This window comes from Janthinobacterium sp. 67 (genome assembly GCF_002797895.1).
Classification (GTDB): Bacteria; Pseudomonadota; Gammaproteobacteria; order Burkholderiales; family Burkholderiaceae_D; genus Janthinobacterium.
On sequence record NZ_PGES01000001.1, the window covers coordinates 3,396,748 to 3,416,095 of the forward strand.

The window sequence follows — 19,348 nt, forward strand, 5'->3', positions numbered from 1 at the left end:
TGGCCCCTCAGAATTTCAGTTTGTACTCGACGTACAGGTTGCGGCCATCCGTGTCGTACGGCGCGTTGCGCGAATAGATCAGACCGCGGCTGGCCTGGAAGGTTGCCTCGTCAGGATATTTGTCCAGCACATTGTCGACGCCAGCGCGTATCGATTGCTTGTCGCTGATCTTGTAGCCGACGGCCAGGTCAAGAAATTGCATGGCGCCAAAACGCTGGAAGATATCGCCCGTGGCATTGCCGGAATTGTCCGTCCACGCGCCGTAGTAGCGCACGCGGGCCAGCGTATTCCAGCTGCCGAGGTCATAGTTGCCGCTGATGGTGGCTTTCTGGCGGGGCAAACGTTCTTCGAAGACCTGGCGCTGGGCCGGGTTTGTCACCAGGCTGGACTTGCCGCCGTCGACTTTCGTCGTGTTGTAGTTGTAGGCCAGGGTCAGGTTCAGCTTGCCGTCGCCGACGCGGCTCAGGTGGCTGCCGACGATATCGATGCCGCGCGTGGTGGTGTCGAAATCATTCGTGAAATAGCTGACGGACGTGTAGCGAAGCGGATTGGCCACGCCGGCCGGCACGGCAAACGCGGCGGAAGTGCTGAAGCGGTCACTGACCTTGATGTCATACACGTCGACGGAACCGGAGAAACCGGCCGGCGTCTTCCAGGTAAAACCCAGCGACAGGTTCTTCGATTTTTCCGGCTTCAGCGCCTGCGCACCGAGCAGCATGGCCAGCGGATCGTTGTTGGCCAGGCGGCCGCTGGTAAACAACAGCAGGGTCTTGGTGTCGAGGCCCTGGTTCGTGCTGTTGGTGTTCGACTGGCCAGGCGTTGGCGCGCGGAAACCCGTCGAGTAGGAGCCGCGCAAGGCCATGTTGTCGCTCAAGGCATAACGGGCCGACAGCTTGCCGTTGACGGTACTGCCAAATTCCGAGAAATGCTCATAGCGGGCCGCGCCGCCCAGGCTCAGGGCCTTCGTGACGGGCACTTCCACGTCCAGATAGGCCGCATAGCTATCCTGGCCCCAGCTGCCCGCCTGGCGGTCGCTGAAACCGGGGGCGCCGTTCGCGTTCGCGTCGAGACCGATGGCCGCGCCTGGCCCCACCGTCCACGACGCCGTATCACCCGCCTTCACGCCATAGCTTTCATTGCGCGCCTCGGCACCGAAGGCGATGTTGACCGGTTGCGGCAAGGATGCCACGGGCAATTCATAGTTGAAGTTGGCGTTGAGTATCTTTTCCGTCTGCGACAACTGGCCCAGGTAGAACGCCGTCGGGCTGCCGGGGCCCATCGAGGCATTGATGGAATTGGCCAGATTGTAGTCGATGCGGTTACGGCCCCAGGAGGCGCTCACGTCCCAGCCGAAGCGGTCGTTGAAATGGCCGCGCACGCCGGCCACCACCTGCATGTCATCCTGCTCGTTCGAATAGCTGGGGCTGAAGCCGAGCGGGTAGATGCTGCGCAAGTCCCAGCCTGGGAACAGGGTGCTGGTTTTATACGCGCCCGTGCTGGTGTCCGGATTACGCCAGTTAAAGTCGGAGGTGCCATCGCTGTGGCTGAACAGGCCGAAGCCGTACAGTTCCGTCGTGTCGGACAAGGCCATGCTGGCATTGAATCCCAGGCGCTTGCTGTCGAGTTCAGGCTGGCCCCAGCGCTGCACGGGATTGGGCACCTTCAGTTCCGGATGAGCGTTCTGGAAAGCGATCGCATCGGCCCGCTGGCGCGTGCGCGAAGTAGGGTCGGACTTGGCCAGGGCGCCGAACAGCGTTGCCTTGCCCGTCTCGCCAAAGGTGAAACCCGTCTTCAGGTTGATCTCATTGCCCTTGCCGTCCCCTTCCGAATACTGCGAGTGGTGCACGGAGAGCTCCGTGCCGGGCGTATCGTCGAGAATGATGTTGATCACGCCGGCGATCGCGTCGGAACCGTACTGGGCCGAGGCACCGTCGCGCAGCACTTCGATGCGCTTGATGGCGGAGACGGGAATCTGCGCCAGGTCGGGCGCCTGCGCGCCGCGGGCACCGAGCAGAGCACTGCGGTGGAAGCGCTTGCCGTTGACCAGCACCAGGGTCTGGTCCGGCGACAGGCCGCGCAAGGTTGCGGGGCGCACGAAGACTTGTCCGTCAGCCATCGGCAAGCGCTGCACCACGTACGACGGCACCAGTTGCGCCAGCACGTCGTTCAAGTCCGACGACTCGACGGCGCCGATGTCTTCGCGGTTGAACACATCCACGGGCGCCATGGTGTCGAATTGCGTGCGGTTGCTGCCGCGCGTGCCCGTGACGATCACGGCTGGCGGGGCATCGCTGGCGTCGCTGGCGCTAACGGGGGCAGCGGGCGCGGCGCCATGGGCCTGGGCCTGATTGGTGAACACGGCGGTCATGGCACACATCAGGGCCACCGCGCGGGCGATGCGGGTACGGGAGTAGGTCATGGGAGAGTCAGTTGGCAGGTTGGATCAACAACGACGCGATGCCGCAAGACAGCATCTTGCATGAAATATCACGAAGTTCGGCTTACTTACATTAAAAGCATTTAAATTTCGCCAATAACGTTCGATGGCGACATCATACGAAGGCAATATTTCATCCGTATGACGAGCTGATCACTACTGAAAAAAACCACACGCCCATGAAAAAAGGCGCCAGCGGCGCCTTGAGTGAAGCAAATAACGACGTCAACCGCCCGCCACCACCATGCTTTCGATGAGGATGGAACCCGTCTCTTTGGTGCCGCGGCGCAAGGCGTCGGCGCCCACGGCCACGATGTTGCGCAGCATGTCCTTCATGTTGCCGGCGATGGTGATTTCTTCCACCGGGTATTGAATGACGCCGTTTTCCACCCAGAAACCGGATGCGCCGCGCGAATAGTCGCCCGTCACGTAGTTCGTTCCTTGTCCCATCAGTTCCGTCACCAGCAAGCCCGTGCCCAGCTTTTTCAGCATGGCGACAAAATCATCGCTGGCGGCCGTCAGCTTCGAGGTCAGGTACAGATTGTGCGAGCCGCCCGCGTTGCCCGTCGTCTGCATGCCCAGCTTGCGGGCCGTGTAAGTCGACAGGAAATAGCCTTGCACCACGCCATCCTTGACGACGTCGCGGCTGACGGTTTTCACGCCCTCTTCATCGAACGGCGCCGAACCGACGCCGCCGATCACGTGCGGGTCTTCGAAGATCTGCACGTGCGAGGGCAGCACTTGCGTGCCCAGGGAATCGTTCAGGAACGTGGACTTGCGGTACAGGGCGCCGCCCGAGGTCGCTTGCACATAGGTACCGAGCAAACCGGCCGCCAGCGGCGCCTCGAACAGCACGGGGCAAGTGCGCGTGCCCAGCTTGCGCGCGTTCAGGCGCGACAGGGCGCGCTCGGCGGCGTACCGGCCGATGGCTTCCGGGCTAGCCATTTTGGCGGCGTCGCGCACGGACGAATACCAGTCGTCGCGCTGCATCTTCGCGCCCTTGCCGGCGATGGGCGCCACGGACAGGGTGTGGCGCGAGAACGGGTAGCCGCCGATGAAGCCGCGCGAGTTGGCGGAAACGAAATGCGATTGCTGCACGTGCACGCTGGCGCCCTCGCTGTTGGTGATGCGCGAATCGACGGCGAACGCGGCCGCTTCGGCCCGCTGGGCCAGCGCGACGGCTTCCTCGGTGGAAATGAGCCAGGGATAGAACAGTTGCAAGTCGCGGGGGGACATTTCCAGCATGTCGGCGTCGGCCAGGCCCGCGCAATCGTCCTCGGCCGTGAAACGGGCGATGTTGTAGGCGGCGTCCACCGTGGCGCGCAGGGCGGACGGCGAAAAGTCGGAGGTGCTGGCATTGCCGCGCTTCTTGCCGACAAACACGGTCACGCCCATGCCCTTGTCCTTGTTTTGCTCGATCGTCTCGATCTTGCCTTTTCGTACAGAAACGGACAGGCCACCGCCTTCGCTGACTTCGACGGCAGCGTCGGTGCCGCCCGCTTCCCGCGCAAAAGACAACACATCACGGGCCAGTTGCTGCAATTGCTCTTGACTATGGGTAAATACGGAGTCGTTCATGCGCTGTTTTCTTCGGAAAGCCGCTAAAAAGGTTATCATAGCAGTCGTTTACAGTTTACAGGTGCGGCCTACGCGGCCAATCCCGCCTTATCATGCCAAATCCAAACCGGGGAGCTTGCGGCTTCCAATCGACCGAATTCGAACAGGAATATGAACGTCCTTCGAAGTCGGAACTCAAGCGCCAGATGACCGTCCTGCAAAAGCTGGGCGAAGAACTCGTCAATGAGGCACGTGACCGCGTCAAGCGCGTCCCAATGCCGGAAGACGTGCGCGACGCCATTCTCGAATGCCAGCAAATCAAGGACCACGAAGGCCGCCGCCGCCAGCTGCAATACGTGGGCAAGAAAATGCGCACCCTGGATGAGGAAGAAGTTGCCGCCATCCAACGCACCATCGATAGCTGGAAAGGCTTGTCGAAAGCCGACACGGCCAATATGCACGCGATGGAACGCCGCCGCGACAAGCTGTTGACGGATGACAAGGCGTTGACCGTCTTGCTGTCGGAAAACCCGGAGCTGGACGTACAGCACCTGCGCACCCTGATCCGCAACGCCCGCAAGGAACAGGCCGAGAACAAGCCGCCCAAAGCCTACCGCGAAATCTTCCAGATCTTGAAAGAGATCGCCAAGAAGAACAACAGCGGCAAGAAAGATGCCGACGAAGATGGCGTTGAAGGCGAAGAAGAATAAACCCCAGGCAAGGACTGGGGTCGTACCCTCAGGGTACGACCCCGGCTTTTGCACTTGGGTTGGCAAAAACCGGGATCAGCCCGGTTTTTTTACGACATAGACAGGTGCCCCATGACCACGATAGAAGACGAATTGATTATCGGCCTCGTGTCGATCTCGGACCGCGCCAGCGGCGGCGTGTATGAAGACCTGGGCATCCCTGCCCTGGAAAGCTGGCTGTCCGCCGCCATCCGCACGCCATTCCGCCTGGAAAAGCGTCTGATCCCGGACGAGCGCTCGCAGATTGAAAACACCCTGATCGACATGGTCGACCTGAACCACTGCCACCTGATCCTGACGACGGGCGGCACGGGGCCGGCGCGGCGCGACGTGACGCCGGACGCCACCTTGTCCGTGGGGACCAAGGAAATGCCCGGCTTCGGCGAACAGATGCGCCAGATCAGCCTGCAATTCGTGCCGACGGCGATCCTGTCGCGCCAGGTGGCCGTGATCCGCGAAACGCCCGAGCGCGCCGCCCTGATCATGAACTTGCCGGGCCAGCCGAAAGCCATCAAGGAAACCCTGGAAGGGCTGAAAGATGCCGCTGGCGTGCAACTGGTGAACGGCATCTTTGCCGCCGTGCCATATTGCATCGACCTCATCGGTGGTCCTTACATGGAAACCGACCCGGCCATCTGCAAGGCCTTCCGTCCCAAATCGGCGCTGCGTCCGGCGCAACCATTACCAGAGGAAAACACATGAGCACCTTGCTGGAAACCATAGAACTCGACAGCGCACCGAATCCTACCGTCTCCATCATCTGGATGCACGGGCTGGGCGCCGACGGCAACGACTTCGTGCCGTTGGTCAAAGAACTCGACTTGCGCGGCTGCCCCGCCATCCGCTTCATTTTCCCCAGCGCCGGCACCATGCCCGTCACCATCAACAACGGCTATGTGATGCGCGCCTGGTACGACATCCTCGTAAACGACCTCGTGCGCCGTGAAGACGAGGGCGGCCTGCGCGCCTCGCAAGCCCAGATCGAAGCGCTGATCGCGCGCGAAAAGGCGCGCGGCATTCCCGCCAGCCGCATCATCCTGGCCGGCTTCTCGCAAGGCTGCGCCATGACCTTGCAAACGGGCTTACGCCACGCGGAGCCGCTGGCCGGCCTGATGTGCCTGTCCGGCTACCTGCCACTGGCCGACAAGACGGCGCTTGAGCGCACCCCGGCGAGCCTGCACACGCCGATCTTCATGGCGCATGGCACGGCCGACCCCGTGGTGCCGGTCGCCCGCGCACAACAGTCGCGCGACTTGCTCACCGGCATGGGTTACAAGGTGGAATGGCATGAATACATGATGCAGCACTCGCTGTGCCAGGAAGAGATCGACGCCATCGGCGCGTGGCTGAAAAAAGTGCTCGCCTAAAATGAAACAGGCGCGGTGGGCGCCGCGCCTGTTGTTGTACGTGTACGTAACGCCGGGAACGATCAGTTCGCCGGCGTTTTTTCATTCCAGATTTTCAACATATCGGGCGACGCTTCCGAGCGGATGCCGTTGTCCGTCAGTATCGATTCCGTCGCTGCCAGCATGTCCTTGCGGGGCACGACGACCATTTCCGCATCGCGCTGCTGGAAGCGGAACGTCAGCAAGTCATCCTTCTGGTCGCGCAACAAGGCCACCAGGTGCGCCAGGCTGCGCACGCGCACGCCGTTGACGGAATCGACGACCGAGAAGAAGCGGGTGCTGTAGCCATTCATCAGCTTGTGCGGGAAGAACGGCGCGGCGATCACCACCAGCTCGTCGCGCTCGCTATCGGGCGCATCGCCGCGCCGCGTGGCCAGCGGATTGCCGGCAAACGCCATGCCGCCCAGGATCGCCGGGTTGCCATTCGGCGCCGCCATGAATTCCGTCGTGGCGCGCGAAAACACCATCGGGCCGAAGATGAAATAGGACGGGTAATTGCCCTGCAGGCTGGCGATCAGCATCGGATGCGCCGCCGAGACGGGCACCTTGACTTTCAGAGGCGCGCCCTGGCGCACCACCGTCAGCGGCAATTCGCCGTCTTTCGCCAGCTGCTGCACCCGGTACTGGAAGCGCACGCGGCTGTTGGCATTCAGCTTGACCATGCCCTGGTTGTCGATCGGGAAATCGCCGATATGCGTGATGACATCCCACTCCTTGAGCGGATAGGCCGCATCCTTACTGGCCGGCGACATCACGACGGCGCCCTCGACGCCTTTCGCCAGCTTCAGATAGGTGCGCAACGCGGGGTTTTCCAGCGTTTGCGTCACGTCGCGCATGGCCGGCTTGCCCTTGGGGGCGCCACTTTCCTGGTCGCGCAGGAACAGCTCGATTTCCTCGTTGGGGATGATGTAGCCGATGTTTTGCGCATTGAGCATGCCGGCAAAGGCCAGGCCGATCATCTTGTCGCCGGCAATCACGGGACCGCCGCTATTGCCCGGGTTGATGGCCGCATCGATCTGGATGCGCAAGCCGGACACGGGGAAGTTGTAGCGCACGAATTCGATGCGCGAAACGATGCCCTTGGTGATCGACAGCGAGGTGCCGCCCGTCGGATAGCCATACGCCAGCACGGCGTCGCGCACGTCCGGCAAGACGTTCGCGCGTGGCACCGCCTTGTGGCTGGCGAAAAAACTGTCGTCGTCGATTTTCAGCAAGGCCAGGTCCATGCCGCGCGAGATGGCCAGCACGGTGGCCGGTATCTTGTCGCCAGCGCCATTGGCCTGGATCTGCACCTGGCTGGCATAGCCGACCACGTGCGCATTGGTGAGGATGCGGCGGCCTTCGATGACGACGCCGGAACCCGTCACCTCCTGCGGCGCGGCCTTGCTCCACGGCTTGTATGGATCCGGCCCGCGCAGGGTGGAAAATACCTTGACGACGGAGTTTTCCAGGGCGGAAGCGCTGGCGCTGGCGGCCGTCTCGGCGGCCAGCGCGCGCACCGTCATCAAGGGGCAAAAAGAAAGGGCCAGCGCCAGGAAGGCGCGGCCCATCAGGGTGGAGCACGGACGAGTTTTCATTGAGCTTGTTGGCAATGGAAGGGAAGTAAAATTATATATTGAATAATTGCAACTTCATTACACTTTGTCCATCTTTGCCGAAGAAGTCCTCTAAACTCCTCTCATCAGGCGGGCATGGGCGGCACGCCCAATGCGGGCACGGCCGTCTGCGCCCCATTCATCACCATGGCCAGGAAGGTGTAGTAGCCATTGATGCCCATCAAGTCGACCACGCCGTGCTCGCCGAACAGGGTCAATGCCCGCGCATACGTGGCATCGCTGACCCGCTTGTTCTGCTGCAACTCGATGCAAAAGTCGTGCACGGCTTGCTCGTCGTCTTTCAGGGCAGGCGGCACGCGCCGTTCCGCAATGGCGTCCACGGCCGCTTGCGCGATGCCGTTCTGCACGGCCAGCGGCGCATGGATGGCCCACTCGACTTGCTGATCCCACTGGCGCGCCGTCACGAGGATCGCCAGTTCCGACAGGCGCGTGCCGATGGCGCTGCGGTAGCGCAAATACTCTCCCATGCGCTGCGCCGTTTCCATCAGCTCGGGGCTGCGGATCAGCGGCACGAAGGGGCCGTACAGCGCCCCGCGCGGGCCGTCGATGATGGCTTGCGCGGCCGCGCGCTGCTGCGAGTCCAGCTGGTCCAGCGGCAACGCGGGCAAACGGTCGATATCGCTACCGGCCATCAGGCGGTCCAGGCGACCACGTCCTGCTGCTGTTCGCCCAGGCCGGCGATACCCAGACGCATGCTGTCGCCTTTTTTCAGGAAACGCTGCGGCTTGCGGCCCTGGCCCACGCCCGGTGGCGTGCCCGTGGCGATGACGTCGCCCGGTTCCAGGGTCATGAATTGCGACAAATAGCTGACGATCTGCGCCACCGTGAAGATCATGGTTTGCGTATTGCCGGTCTGCATGCGCTTGCCGTTCACTTCCAGGTACAGGTCCAGGTTTTGCTCGTCGATGACTTCATCGCGCGTCACCAGCCACGGGCCGACAGGGCCGAAGGTGTCGCAACCCTTGCCCTTGTCCCACTGGCCGCCCCGTTCCAGCTGGAACGAACGCTCGGAAATGTCGTTGACGACGCAATAGCCGGCCACGTATTTCAAGGCGTCTTCTTCGCTCACGTATTGCGCGCGCGTGCCGATGACCACGCCCAGTTCCACTTCCCAATCCGTCTTCTTGGAACCTTTTGGCAATACGACATTGTCGTCCGGGCCATTCAGGCAAGTAATGGCCTTCATGAAGACGATGGGTTCGGCGGGGATAGCCATGCCGGACTCGGCCGCGTGATCCGCGTAGTTCAGGCCGATGCCGATGAACTTGCCGACTTTCGCCAGCGGCACGCCGAAGCGTGGATTGCCGCGCACGAGAGGCAAGGTCTTTTCGTCGAGCTTGGCCAGCTTGCGCACGGCCTTGTCGGACAGTTGTGTGCCGTCAATATCGGCAATCACGCCGGACAGGTCGCGCAGTTTGCCTTCTTCATCGATCAGGCCCGGTTTTTCCTTGCCTGGACGTCCATAACGAACGAGTTTCATAGTCTTCCTTGGAGTTGATCATTGCCGCTGTGCAGGCTGCCATTTTACCGGATGGCCCGGCACGCCTGTAGCGGTGGATGAAAAACATCGCAAGTCCCGGCAGTTGCAAGGCCGCCAGTACGCCAAACGCCGCCTGGTAGGCCTGCGGCGGATACTGCTGCTGGCTGTTCACGGGCCAGCAGCCGAGGATCAGGCCAAAGCCCGCCTGCACCAGGAAGGCGCCCGTGAAAATGAGCAAATTGAGGCAGGTGGCCGCCCTGCCCGTCAGGCTGGCCGGCATGCTTTGCGCGACGATTGCATACTCGAGCCCCGTCACCGTGCCCAGCAAGGTAAACAGCACGGACAGCAAAGGCAGGCTGGGCACCACATTGCAGGCCATCGCCACTTGCACGGCAACAAACAGGACGATGCCGGCGCCCGCCACTTGCATCGGCTCAATCGCGCGCCGGCCAGCCCATTCCGTCAGCATGCCCATGCCGATGGCGCCGAAGATGACGGCCGCCATGCCCAGGTACAGCAAGTACGCCACATTATCGTCGGACAAGCCGCCCACGTCGGCCAGCCAACGACCTATCCATAAACCCTGGACGCCGAAGAACACCGTGTGCGGCAGCAGGATCAGCGCGATGGCGCGACGAAAACCGGGGTCGCGGTACACGCTCCAGACGCTGACCTTGCTCGCCTTGTCCCTGCCGGCGGCAGGCGCGGACATGGCCGGCGACAGCAGGCGGATCAGCAAGGCTATGGCCAGCGCCGCCAGCGCCAGGCCCAGGAAGACGCCGCGCCAATCCGTGTAGTGCAGGGCCAGCTTGACGGGCATGGTGGCCGTGGCCGCACCCAGGCCGCCCACGGCGATCAGATAGCCATGCACGGAAGGCAGGCGCGATGGGGCGATGGCGCACGAGATCGCTTTCACGGGCGCCATGAAACAGCCGCCCAGGCCAGCTCCCATCAAGGCGCGCGCCCACATCAGCCCGGCAAAGCTATGGCCCCGGCTGAACAGCCACACGCCCAGGGCCGCCAGCGCCAGCAGCCACAGTTGCACCGTGCGGGGACCGTAGCGGTCGAGCGCCATGCCGACCGGCAATTGCACCAGCGCAAAGGCGAGAAAAAAGGCGCTGGTCAGCAGGCCCAGCTGGGTTGGCGTCAGGGCGATGGCGCCCAGCAACTCGGCCGTCAGCACGGCGTTGACGCCGCGCAGCAGGCACGACAGATAATGGCCGAGCGCGAACGGCAGGAATACCAGGCAAAACACAGCCACGCCGGAGCGGGCAGACGCAACGGCCGCGTGCATGCTCAGGCGGCCTGCGCCAGGCGGATGATTTTGTGCGGCAACTGCGGCACGGGCTCATCCGTTTCAAAGAAAAACTTGTCGTGGCCGAACGCGGGCTTCAAATGGTCCAGCCACGTCGCTTCCGCATCGAACTTGGCATAAAACGGCCGGCGCACCCAGTCCGGGTTACGCGCCTGCAAAAATTGCAGGGCAAACAGTTTTTCGCCGTTGATGGTGACGATGCCGTCGATGACGACCTTGCCGGGAAAGGCGCTCATGGACGGTCCCCGCACCGTGCGCGACAGGCCGGACACCATCTGGTAGGCGGCCTGGAAAATCTCGTGCGCCTTCGCCAAGGGCAACTCGAAATAGCCGCGCGGACCCGTGTCCCGCTCGACGAACATGTAATACGGAATCGCCCCCAGGCGCGTGCCCGTCTGCCACAGTTCGGCCCAGCTTGCCGGATCTTCATTGATGTGGCGGATCAGCGGCCCCTGCATGCGCAAGGTGGCGCCCGTGGAGACGATGCGTTTCACGGCTTGCTGGGCGATGTCCTGGCGCAACTCGACGGCATGGCTGTAATGGCCCATCACGGCCAGGTTCTTGCCCGCCTTGACGATGCGCTCGAACAGGCGCATCAAGTCATCCGCATCGCGGTCGGAAACAAAACGCTGCGGCCAGTACGCCACCGCCTTGGTGCCGATGCGAATGTTCTGGATATGTTCCAGGCCCGGCGCCAGCAGCGGCTCCAGGTAGGCGGCCAGTTGCCGCGTGTTCATGATCATCGGGTCGCCGCCCGTGAACAGCACGTCCGTCACTTCCGGATGCAGTTTCAAATAGGCAACCAGCTCATGCGACTCGCGCGCATCGAACTTCATGTCGTCCATGCCGACGAACTGGGGCCAGCGGAAACAGAAAGTGCAATACGCGTGGCAAGTCTGGCCCGCGCTGGGGAAGAACAGCACCGTTTGCGCATATTTATGCTGCAGGCCCCGCACGGGCGCGTCGTTGACCCGCGGCACGTTGTGCGTCATCTGCCCGGCCGGATGGGGATTCATGCCCAGGCGCAAGCCATGCACATAGGCGTCGATGGCGGCCTTGTCCTGCTTGACCAGCACCAGGTCGCGCAAGTGCGCGTACTGCTCGGGCGGCAGCATGTCGCGGTGGGGAAAGACGAGACGGTAGATGGGATCGTCAGGGATATTGTTCCAGTCGATCAGCTGGTCGAGCACATATTCATTGGTGCGAAACGGCAACACGTGCGACACCACTTGCACGGCTGCACGCTGCTCTTCAGGCAGCCATTTCCACTGCCGCGCCTGTTGTATGGTTTGCCGCGTATATGGCTTGAACTTGGGTGGAAACGGCTCGGTAATGAGTGCGGACACGGTCGGCTCCTTGCCTGTAAATAGCGTTAACTTTCATGAAATTGGCCATATGCCAGCCAATTCCAGCCTTTTCCTCCCGCATGCGAGATCACCCCGGCATGCTGTGAAAGTCATCATAGTTCTTGCTTTCCGGAACCAAATTGCTGCATATCAACAAGCCGTCGATACGTTGCATGCTGCCTACAAGCAACACCTTAGTTTGTTCCATCGCAATCTGAGACGGACTTCGGCAACGTAAATTACGACTCGGCAACACATCCCTCGATATCACAAGGAGCTTTCATGCAACGCTTATTCACGGGTAGCCTGCTGTGCCTGGCATTTGCCGGCGGCGGCGTCAGCGCCGCGGTCGAACCAACGGAAAAAGATGCGATCGCCATGGCCGAACGGGGCGCCGCCTTCATGAAGGCGCATGGCAAGGAAGAAATGATGAAGAAAATCACGGCGAAGGACCCGGACTTCGTGCAGGGCTCGCTGTATGTGGACATGCGCGACATCAAGACGGGTATCGTGCTGGCCCACCCCATCAATCCTTCCATCGTGGGCAAGGATTTGACGGATGTGCCCGATGCGAACGGCAAGAAATATCGTCGTGAAATCATCGAACTGGCACAAAAACAGGGCAAGGGCTGGGTCGATTACCAGTACAAGAATCCCACCAGCGGCAAGATCGAACCAAAGACCACCTACATCCTGCGCGTCAACGACGTGGTGCTGGAAGCGGGCATCTACAAAAAATAAGGCAGGGGCGGCGCGCATGCACGCCGCGCGCCGCCTGCGGTGTGAACAGCCATAGCCAGGAGTCAAGCATGCTCAATCAATTACGCATCGGACCAAAATTATTGCTGGCGCCCTCCCTGGTCTTGCTGCTGCTGATACTCAGCTCGACGGGCGCCTGGTATGGCATGGTGCGGCAAAATGCCTCGCTGGAAAACATGGTGCGGGTGCGCATCACACACTTGAAGGCGGCCGCCGACGTGGCTGGCGACGCCAAAGAGGTGCATGGCAATATGTACCAGTTGCTGTCATGGACGAATGGCAGTTTCGCCAAGGCCCGCCTCGACACATTGGAGCAACAGATCAAGGCGCGCCACGCGGCCATCGGCACCCAGCTGGCCACGCTGCGCACCACGGCCACGGATGCCGAGCGCAGCCTCGTCGATGCCGCCATCGCGGCCCTGGCCGGCTATCGCAAGGCCGTGCTGGAAACCATGGAAATGGCGCAGATGGACCAGTCGATCGCCACCAATTCCATGCTCAAGGCGGAAACCCAGTTCGTGCAGTTCAATACCCAGCTGGCGCAACTGTCGGCCCTGGAAACGACGCTCAGCAGCCAGGCCCATGCGGCCGCCAGCGCCGAGTTCCGCAGCCTGGGCTGGAGCTTGCTGCTGACGGTGCTGCTGTCTATTCTCGTCTCCATCGTCGTGACCATGCTGGTGCGGCGCGCCATGCTGGTGGAAATCCGCGGCATTGCCGACGCCGTGCAAGACTTGGCGGCGGGCAAGCTGACGGCCGGCGCACCCAAGCAGGGCAATGACGAAATCGCCGCCACGTCGCGCGTGCTGGACCAGACCATCGCCCACCTGAACCAGACCTTGCGCACCATCATGGGCGCCGTGCAATCGATCGACACAGCGTCGCGTGAAATTGCCACCGGCAACCTGGATTTATCGGCGCGCACGGAAATGCAGGCCAGTTCGCTGGAAGAAACGTCGAGCGCCATGGAAGCGCTGACGCAAGCCGTCAATGACAATGCCGATAATGCCCAGCTGGCCTGCGAACTGGCGGGGCAAGCTTCCACCCTGGCCGTGCAAGGGGGCGCGGCCATGCAGCAGGCGGTGACGACGATGGCGACGATACGGGCCAATTCGCGCCAGATCGTGGATATTATCGGCGTAATCGATGGCATTTCCTTCCAGACCAATATCCTTGCGCTGAATGCGGCGGTGGAAGCGGCGCGCGCGGGAGAACAAGGCCGCGGCTTTGCCGTGGTGGCGTCCGAAGTGCGCACCCTGGCGCAGCGTTCGGCCCAGGCGGCCAGGGAAATCAAGACCCTGATCGCCACATCCGTCACCACCATCGATGGCGGCAGCGTGGCCGTGCAGCAAGCAGGCGACAGCATGGGCGCCATCGTGGCCTCGGTGCAGCAAGTCAATGCAATCATCCAGCGCGTGAAAGAAGCCAGCGCGGAGCAGGCGTCCGGCATCACGGAAGTGAATCAGGCCGTCACACAGATGGATGACGTCACCCAGCAAAATGCGGCCCTCGTGGAGCAGGCGGCGGCAGCGGCGGCCAGCTTGCAGGACCAGGCCGTCAAATTGTCGGCGGCCGTGGCCGTATTCACCCTCGACCCGCTGGCGCCCGCCCAGCCCGCCTCGCCGGACGAGGAAGCGTTCCGGCATCCGGCCAGTGCGCAGCAGGAGCGGCGCGCACTGCACAGCCCGCTGCGCGGCATGCCCGGCTTGCACGGCGCAAACACGACGCCACAGCGCCGGCGCAGCTAGCTGGCCGGCGCGCGCATCGGTTTGCTCAAGTGAGGCGAACCGGCCAGCACGAAGCGCCACGGCGTCTCCATCGCCTTGGAAATACCGATGCGCGGGCCTGCGTGTACCGTCACCTCTTCCTCGCGCGCCAGCAGCATGAATGGCGGCGCATCGAGCGCCAGCCGGTTGTGCATATGCGTGACCCCGAGCGCCTGGCACACCTTGCCCGGCCCCGAGCACAGCAGCCGCGCATCCTCGACGCCGCGCCGTTCGCGCATGGCATCGAGTCCCATCACGGGCTCGATGGCGCGGATCAGCACGCCCGCGCCATGGCCCGCTTCGCGGCACACAAAGTTCAGGCACCAGTGGATGCCATACGAGCGGTAGACATAGGCGTGCGCGGGCGGGCCGAACATGGCCGCATTGCGCGGCGTCATGCCGCCATACGTGTGCGAGGCCGGGTCCAGCCGGTCATACGCTTCCGTTTCCACGATGCGCCCGCCCACGCCATCGACCAGCACGGTCACGCCGATCAGCTGGCGCGCCACGCTGCTGGAATCGTCCGCAAAATCGATACCCGCCAGGATTTTTTTCATCCGGCAATTGTACTGCCGCCCATCCCGCTGCACGCCTACCCCGCTTGAAAACAAATAAAACTTGATTTTTTTATCACAAATATCACGATGGGCCGCGTCGTAAAATGACGAAAATCGCGGCTGGGCCGGGCCAACACAGGGATTTTTGCGAGAATATATTGCAGATATGAACTATTGCCATGCATAAACAGCGATAATCGTCGGGCACTGCGCCAGACGCTCATGCAGCGGGCAGCGGCAGCGCACGACAGAATAAGCACCGGGCACAAAAATGATGATGAAAGCGTGATGATGAGAGCGGCAGCGCAAAAGCAGGTAGTGCAGGAAGATCCGGTTGACGCCCTGATGCGTTCCATCCGCATCCCGCCGCGTCCCAGCCTGCTGGTCGACCTGCAGCGCGAACTGGCGGAACAGGACCCGTCGCCGCGCCGCATCGCGCGCATCATCGCCGACGACGTCGGTATGTCCGGTGCCCTGCTGAAATTGGCCAATTCACCGTTCTATGGCGCCGCGCGCAAGGCCAAGTCCGTCGAGCAAGGCATCAACTTTCTTGGCATTAACCAGTGCAGCGCCATGATGACGGGCTTGCTGGCACGCCAGGCGCTGGAAGCGGACGGCGTGGAACTGAGCAATTTCTGGGACGTGTCGGCCAAGCGCGCGCGCGCCCTGGTATTTACCTCGCGCAAGTTGCGCATCGCCCCGCCCGACATCGCCCACACCTTCGGCCTGTTCTGCGATATCGGCGTGCCCCTGCTGATGAACCGCTTCCCCGATTACGTCAACACGTACGCGGCGGCGGCCAACGATGCGCACAATTGTTTTACGACGCTGGAAGACGCGCGCCACCAGACCAACCACGCGGCCATCGGCTGCTTGCTGGCGCGCAACTGGGGCTTGTCCTCCGACGTGTCCTGGGCGATTTTGCATCACCACGACTACACGGTGCTGGCCGACCCGTCCACGGACGACGCCATCCGCTCGCTCGTCGCCCTGTCGCTGCTGGCCGAAAAGGGCATTCAGCGCTACCATGGCAACAGTACCTCGCTCGAGTGGGACAAGGGCGGCGAACTTGCTTGCCAGCATCTTGGCCTGTCGCAGGAAGAAGCCGCCGACCTGCTCGACGAATTGCACGAGATGTTCGATACCGACCATTGAGGTATCAGGCGGCCGCGTCCGCCTGTATGATCTGTCCCGGCGCCTGGCCTGAGCCATGGCGCCCGTTTCCGTTTGCCTGACCCGTATTTCTTAACCTGTTGACCGCCATGCCCAAAAATAAGCGCCCTGTCCCCCGTAAATCCGCCAACACGCCTGAAGACAAGGACGAGTCCGTCACGCGCATGCTGTGCACGATGGCCTTGAACCTGGCGGAGCAGGAAGACAGCGAATCGCAGGGCACGGTACTGGCCGAGCAGGCCGTCGAGTTCGGCCGCCTGATCCGCAAGGCCTTGAATCAAAAGAAGGATGAAATCCTGTACGACGCCATCGAGCGTTCGAAATACGAAGACGTGGGCGCCTACCAGTATCTGCGCAGCCATATCGAGGAAGCGGCGTCCGTTTCCGTGATCCGCCGCGACAACGCGCCGTCGATGGAAATCAACGCCTTCGTCGTGCCCCTGCTGGTGCAAAGCACGGGCGGCCTGAAGGAAGCGGACAGCTTCCAGGACCAGGACGCGTTCGAAGCGCTGGTGAAAAGTTTCCAGCAGGCAGAGCTGGAAAGCGCCAAGGCCAAGGTGGTCCTGATGAGCCATGCCTACGACCTCGATGAAATCGACCGCATCACCTACAGCCATCTGCACGAAATGGTGCGCGATGCCTATAGCTCGATGACGGACAAGAAGATCGTCGCCACGCCGGGCCTGGAAAGCAGCATCGTCGGCTGGAGCGAAACGGCTTTCGGTCCGCAGGACACGGCCGTCGAACTGCGCTTCCTGCTGGGCTTTGCCTTGAAACGCGTGGACGACCCGTTCTATGCGGAACCAAAGGATGAAGCGGCGCTCGACGCCTGGTTCGACGCGCGCATGGCCCGCTACCAGCAGTGGACGACGGAAGTGGGCGAACTCGTCAAGCGTTGCCTGGCGCCGGCCGGCAGCGCCCTGGAAGTAAGTTTCCTCTACCAGGATCTGTTCCACGGCGGCAAGGAACAAGGCATGAGCGAGTACGCGATGTTGCAGATGATGTCGGGCATCAACCATGCATTGGCGGAAAACAAGGTAGATGCCGGCGACGTCTCGGTGGTCGTCGGCCCGGCCGATGAACATGGCGAAATGCTGCTGCGCGTCAATGTCAGCACGGCGAACGGCCAACTGCTGCACAGCGCCGACAAGCCGCTGGACCTGGCCGCCGACCTGCAGGACGAAGTCGACGACATCTGCGACGCGCTGGCCACCATCGGCGTGACGCAATTGTCCGTGGCGCTGAAATTCGATGCCAAGGGACAGCCGCTGGAAGCGCAACCGTACGCGCCGGCGTAAGCTTTACAAGGGCTGTAGTGTTTTCCATTGCAGCAACTTGGCGCCATACGCGAGCGTGTAAGCCGGGCTGCTCGACGGCAAACTGACGATGCGGTAGCGCTGGGCGTGCTCGCCCAGCACCTTGATGCCCAGCTTCGCGGCCGTGCCGCCGTTGAAGGCGATCGTCTGCAGCTGGGGCAGGCTGGCGGCCAGGGCCACGAGGTCGTTATCGTCGCGGTCGCGGATATTGCTGTCCAGGCTGCCCGTTCGCTGCGCCTGCGCCACCACGTCCCACAATCCCACGCCGCGCGCCAGCAAGGTCGCCAGACGTTCCTCATAGGCCTGGCTTTTCAAATCCACGCCCAGCACTTCGCCCAGCAGCATCCAGAACTTGTTTTGCGGATGCGCATAGTACTGGCTGTGCGCCAGCGATTTTTCGCCGGGCAAGCTGCCCAGTATCAGCAAGCGCGTGCCGGCATCGACGACGGGATCGAAACAGCGCTTGCGCGGGTCGGCGGCGGCGTCTGGCAAGATGGCTGGGCTATTCAAATGCGCGGTCCTGAAGGGGAAATGAAAGGCCATTTTACCCGGCCATGCGACGGTGTAGAATTCCCGGACAACATCCCTATACAAGAGACCACCCATGCGCACCATCGACACCCTGCTGGCCCAGTATGGCGAAAGCCACCGCAACCACGTCAATGAATGGGTGCACATCGTGTGCGTGCCGCTGATCGTTTTCAGCTTGCTGGGGCTGCTGTGGAGCGTGCATCCCAGCGTGGCGCTGCTCTGCAGTATTCTGGCCTTATACTATTACTACAAGCTGTCGCGCCCGTTTGCGGCGGGCATGCTGGCGATGCTGGCCGCCATGCTGGGCCTGCTGCTGCTGATGCCCCCGCTGACCATCCTGCCCGCGTCGCTGGCGCTGTTCGTGCTGGCCTGGATAGGCCAGTTCATCGGCCACCAGATCGAAGGCAAGAAACCGTCGTTTTTGGACGATTTGCGCTTTTTACTGGTGGGACCGCTGTTCGTGCTGGGATTTTTGTACCGGCGCCTGCGGCTGGCGTATTGAGCGGCAAGCGGTTACGTGTAGCTGGTAACAGATTTTTACCATTCGTAACTAGTTATCTGAGGCAAGTGTCCTTATGATAAGTCATCATCTGCCGGTCGACGCAATCGGCAACCTACTTTGTCCAAGGGAGTTCCACATGAAAGCACCAATTATTGCAGTGGCATTGCTCGCCACACTGGCCGGCTGCGCCGTACAACCGAATTCGGCAAACGTCTACAACGCGCGCCAGGCGCAAAATGAACAATCGGTCCGCATGGGCACGGTTGAATCCGTGCGCCAGGTAACCATCGACAAGGGTGAAACGGGCACGGGCGTGCTGGCGGGCGCGGCGCTGGGCGGCGTGGCCGGCTCGACAGTCGGTGGCGGCAAGGGCGCCATCGCGGCCAGCATCCTCGGCGCCGTCGCTGGCGGCATGGCCGGCAAAAGCATCGAAGCGAATGCCTCGAACAAGCCCGGCCTGGAAATCACCGTGCGCCTGGACAATGGCGACATGCGCGCCATCGTGCAGGACGCCGACGAGCTGTTCCGCCCGGGCGAGCGCGTGCGCCTGCTGTCGGACGGCCGCAAGACCCGCGTCACGCACTGATCTGCCAGCCGGCGCATGCGCTCAGCCGAATGCGCCGGCAGCGAGCAAGACCGAAGGGTGCAGCCAGATGGCAATCACCGCCGCCACGGCGACATACGCAAGCACGCTCCATACTTTGATCTGCAGTGAGGCTGGCATGGCGGTCTCCCTTCAAAGATGCAATCCGGAAAATATTTACTTAATATTAATGCAAATATTTTCATAAATTCAACATTTTTCCAGGAGCACTGCGCTGGCTCAATGCCCGCTGTCTCC

General features: G+C 62.2%; 18 protein-coding genes. 9 read left to right on the top strand and 9 right to left on the bottom strand.

Translation table 11 applies throughout. From position 1 onward, the window contains the following. Positions 1-7: 7 nt before the first annotated feature. Together CLU90_RS15240 and pmbA are read right to left on the bottom strand one after the other, a co-directional pair. On the bottom strand, positions 8-2,419 hold the full coding sequence (locus tag CLU90_RS15240) for a TonB-dependent receptor plug domain-containing protein (RefSeq protein WP_198511219.1): 2,412 nt from the start codon (positions 2,417-2,419) through the stop codon (positions 8-10). Between the two features lie 243 nt (positions 2,420-2,662). Continuing rightward, entirely contained in the window at positions 2,663-4,015 is a 1,353-nt protein-coding gene (gene pmbA / locus CLU90_RS15245; RefSeq protein ID WP_100428308.1) for a metalloprotease PmbA, read from the bottom strand. Between the two features lie 92 nt (positions 4,016-4,107). Between pmbA and yjgA the strand changes: the two genes are divergently transcribed. The 3 genes from yjgA to CLU90_RS15260 all read left to right on the top strand — a co-directional run bounded on the left by yjgA (position 4,108) and on the right by CLU90_RS15260 (position 6,110). Beyond that, positions 4,108-4,704 (top strand): ribosome biogenesis factor YjgA, encoded by a 597-nt coding sequence (gene yjgA, locus CLU90_RS15250; RefSeq protein ID WP_100428309.1) that lies wholly within the window; start codon positions 4,108-4,110, stop codon positions 4,702-4,704. A 111-nt stretch (positions 4,705-4,815) separates the two neighbouring features. Next, positions 4,816-5,445 carry a molybdopterin adenylyltransferase gene (gene mog / locus CLU90_RS15255; RefSeq protein WP_092711684.1) on the top strand — a complete coding sequence of 210 codons (630 nt, stop codon included), beginning with the start codon at positions 4,816-4,818 and terminating at the stop codon, positions 5,443-5,445. Beyond that, positions 5,442-6,110 (top strand): alpha/beta hydrolase, encoded by a 669-nt coding sequence (locus CLU90_RS15260; protein WP_092711686.1) that lies wholly within the window; start codon positions 5,442-5,444, stop codon positions 6,108-6,110. Before mog ends, CLU90_RS15260 begins: the two co-directional genes overlap by 4 nt. 62 nt (positions 6,111-6,172) lie before the next feature. On the opposite strand, the gene CLU90_RS15265 is transcribed toward CLU90_RS15260, so the two are convergent. The 5 genes from CLU90_RS15265 to CLU90_RS15285 form a co-directional block, all read right to left on the bottom strand. Further along, complete coding sequence (locus tag CLU90_RS15265) at positions 6,173-7,726, bottom strand: S1C family serine protease (protein WP_232731211.1); 1,554 nt, start codon at positions 7,724-7,726, stop codon at positions 6,173-6,175. A gap of 104 nt (positions 7,727-7,830) precedes the next feature. Then, positions 7,831-8,397, bottom strand: coding sequence for a carboxymuconolactone decarboxylase family protein (locus CLU90_RS15270; RefSeq protein WP_100428311.1), 567 nt, complete (start codon positions 8,395-8,397; stop codon positions 7,831-7,833). Beyond that, positions 8,397-9,245 carry a fumarylacetoacetate hydrolase family protein gene (locus tag CLU90_RS15275; protein WP_092711693.1) on the bottom strand — a complete coding sequence of 283 codons (849 nt, stop codon included), beginning with the start codon at positions 9,243-9,245 and terminating at the stop codon, positions 8,397-8,399. The genes CLU90_RS15270 and CLU90_RS15275 overlap by 1 nt, the downstream gene beginning before the upstream one ends. After that, on the bottom strand, positions 9,190-10,539 hold the full coding sequence (locus CLU90_RS15280) for an MFS transporter (protein WP_198511220.1): 1,350 nt from the start codon (positions 10,537-10,539) through the stop codon (positions 9,190-9,192). The genes CLU90_RS15275 and CLU90_RS15280 overlap by 56 nt, the downstream gene beginning before the upstream one ends. Positions 10,540-10,541: 2 nt before the next feature. Further along, positions 10,542-11,906 (bottom strand): KamA family radical SAM protein, encoded by a 1,365-nt coding sequence (locus CLU90_RS15285; RefSeq protein WP_232731212.1) that lies wholly within the window; start codon positions 11,904-11,906, stop codon positions 10,542-10,544. Between the two features lie 282 nt (positions 11,907-12,188). Between CLU90_RS15285 and CLU90_RS15290 the strand changes: the two genes are divergently transcribed. Together CLU90_RS15290 and CLU90_RS15295 are read left to right on the top strand one after the other, a co-directional pair. Beyond that, positions 12,189-12,647, top strand: a complete 459-nt coding sequence (locus tag CLU90_RS15290) for a cache domain-containing protein (RefSeq protein WP_092711697.1) — start codon at positions 12,189-12,191, stop codon at positions 12,645-12,647. A gap of 68 nt (positions 12,648-12,715) precedes the next feature. Beyond that, on the top strand, positions 12,716-14,410 hold the full coding sequence (locus tag CLU90_RS15295) for a methyl-accepting chemotaxis protein (RefSeq protein ID WP_100428313.1): 1,695 nt from the start codon (positions 12,716-12,718) through the stop codon (positions 14,408-14,410). Here CLU90_RS15295 and CLU90_RS15300 read toward each other — a convergent pair. After that, complete coding sequence (locus CLU90_RS15300) at positions 14,407-14,985, bottom strand: DNA-3-methyladenine glycosylase (protein WP_092711701.1); 579 nt, start codon at positions 14,983-14,985, stop codon at positions 14,407-14,409. The two genes, CLU90_RS15295 and CLU90_RS15300, sit on opposite strands and share 4 nt — an antisense overlap. A gap of 288 nt (positions 14,986-15,273) precedes the next feature. On the opposite strand from CLU90_RS15300, the gene CLU90_RS15305 reads away from it, so the two are divergent. Next, positions 15,274-16,140, top strand: a complete 867-nt coding sequence (locus CLU90_RS15305) for an HDOD domain-containing protein (RefSeq protein WP_100428314.1) — start codon at positions 15,274-15,276, stop codon at positions 16,138-16,140. A 107-nt stretch (positions 16,141-16,247) separates the two neighbouring features. After that, a complete protein-coding gene (locus CLU90_RS15310) occupies positions 16,248-17,456 on the top strand; it encodes a hypothetical protein (RefSeq protein ID WP_100428315.1) in 1,209 nt (402 codons plus the stop codon). A 3-nt stretch (positions 17,457-17,459) separates the two neighbouring features. Here the strand turns inward: CLU90_RS15310 and CLU90_RS15315 are convergent, their stop codons facing one another. Beyond that, a complete protein-coding gene (locus tag CLU90_RS15315) occupies positions 17,460-17,984 on the bottom strand; it encodes a DNA-deoxyinosine glycosylase (protein WP_232731213.1) in 525 nt (174 codons plus the stop codon). A 94-nt stretch (positions 17,985-18,078) separates the two neighbouring features. On the opposite strand from CLU90_RS15315, the gene CLU90_RS15320 reads away from it, so the two are divergent. Both CLU90_RS15320 and CLU90_RS15325 read left to right on the top strand, forming a co-directional pair. Beyond that, on the top strand, positions 18,079-18,507 hold the full coding sequence (locus CLU90_RS15320; RefSeq protein ID WP_100428317.1) for an Mpo1 family 2-hydroxy fatty acid dioxygenase: 429 nt from the start codon (positions 18,079-18,081) through the stop codon (positions 18,505-18,507). Positions 18,508-18,643: 136 nt separating this feature from the next. Next, positions 18,644-19,093: a glycine zipper 2TM domain-containing protein gene (locus CLU90_RS15325; protein WP_034780449.1), complete on the top strand. Its 450-nt coding sequence runs from the start codon at positions 18,644-18,646 to the stop codon at positions 19,091-19,093. Positions 19,094-19,348: the final 255 nt, after the last annotated feature.

Coding starts and splice junctions, on each gene's coding strand:
- CLU90_RS15240 (WP_198511219.1), bottom strand. CDS start 2,419: ATGACCTACTCCCGTACCCGCATCGCCCGCGCGGTGGCCCTGATGTGT.
- pmbA (WP_100428308.1), bottom strand. CDS start 4,015: ATGAACGACTCCGTATTTACCCATAGTCAAGAGCAATTGCAGCAACTG.
- yjgA (WP_100428309.1), top strand. CDS start 4,108: ATGCCAAATCCAAACCGGGGAGCTTGCGGCTTCCAATCGACCGAATTC.
- mog (WP_092711684.1), top strand. CDS start 4,816: ATGACCACGATAGAAGACGAATTGATTATCGGCCTCGTGTCGATCTCG.
- CLU90_RS15260 (WP_092711686.1), top strand. CDS start 5,442: ATGAGCACCTTGCTGGAAACCATAGAACTCGACAGCGCACCGAATCCT.
- CLU90_RS15265 (WP_232731211.1), bottom strand. CDS start 7,726: ATGAAAACTCGTCCGTGCTCCACCCTGATGGGCCGCGCCTTCCTGGCG.
- CLU90_RS15270 (WP_100428311.1), bottom strand. CDS start 8,397: ATGGCCGGTAGCGATATCGACCGTTTGCCCGCGTTGCCGCTGGACCAG.
- CLU90_RS15275 (WP_092711693.1), bottom strand. CDS start 9,245: ATGAAACTCGTTCGTTATGGACGTCCAGGCAAGGAAAAACCGGGCCTG.
- CLU90_RS15280 (WP_198511220.1), bottom strand. CDS start 10,539: ATGCACGCGGCCGTTGCGTCTGCCCGCTCCGGCGTGGCTGTGTTTTGC.
- CLU90_RS15290 (WP_092711697.1), top strand. CDS start 12,189: ATGCAACGCTTATTCACGGGTAGCCTGCTGTGCCTGGCATTTGCCGGC.
- CLU90_RS15295 (WP_100428313.1), top strand. CDS start 12,716: ATGCTCAATCAATTACGCATCGGACCAAAATTATTGCTGGCGCCCTCC.
- CLU90_RS15300 (WP_092711701.1), bottom strand. CDS start 14,985: ATGAAAAAAATCCTGGCGGGTATCGATTTTGCGGACGATTCCAGCAGC.
- CLU90_RS15305 (WP_100428314.1), top strand. CDS start 15,274: ATGATGAGAGCGGCAGCGCAAAAGCAGGTAGTGCAGGAAGATCCGGTT.
- CLU90_RS15310 (WP_100428315.1), top strand. CDS start 16,248: ATGCCCAAAAATAAGCGCCCTGTCCCCCGTAAATCCGCCAACACGCCT.
- CLU90_RS15320 (WP_100428317.1), top strand. CDS start 18,079: ATGCGCACCATCGACACCCTGCTGGCCCAGTATGGCGAAAGCCACCGC.
- CLU90_RS15325 (WP_034780449.1), top strand. CDS start 18,644: ATGAAAGCACCAATTATTGCAGTGGCATTGCTCGCCACACTGGCCGGC.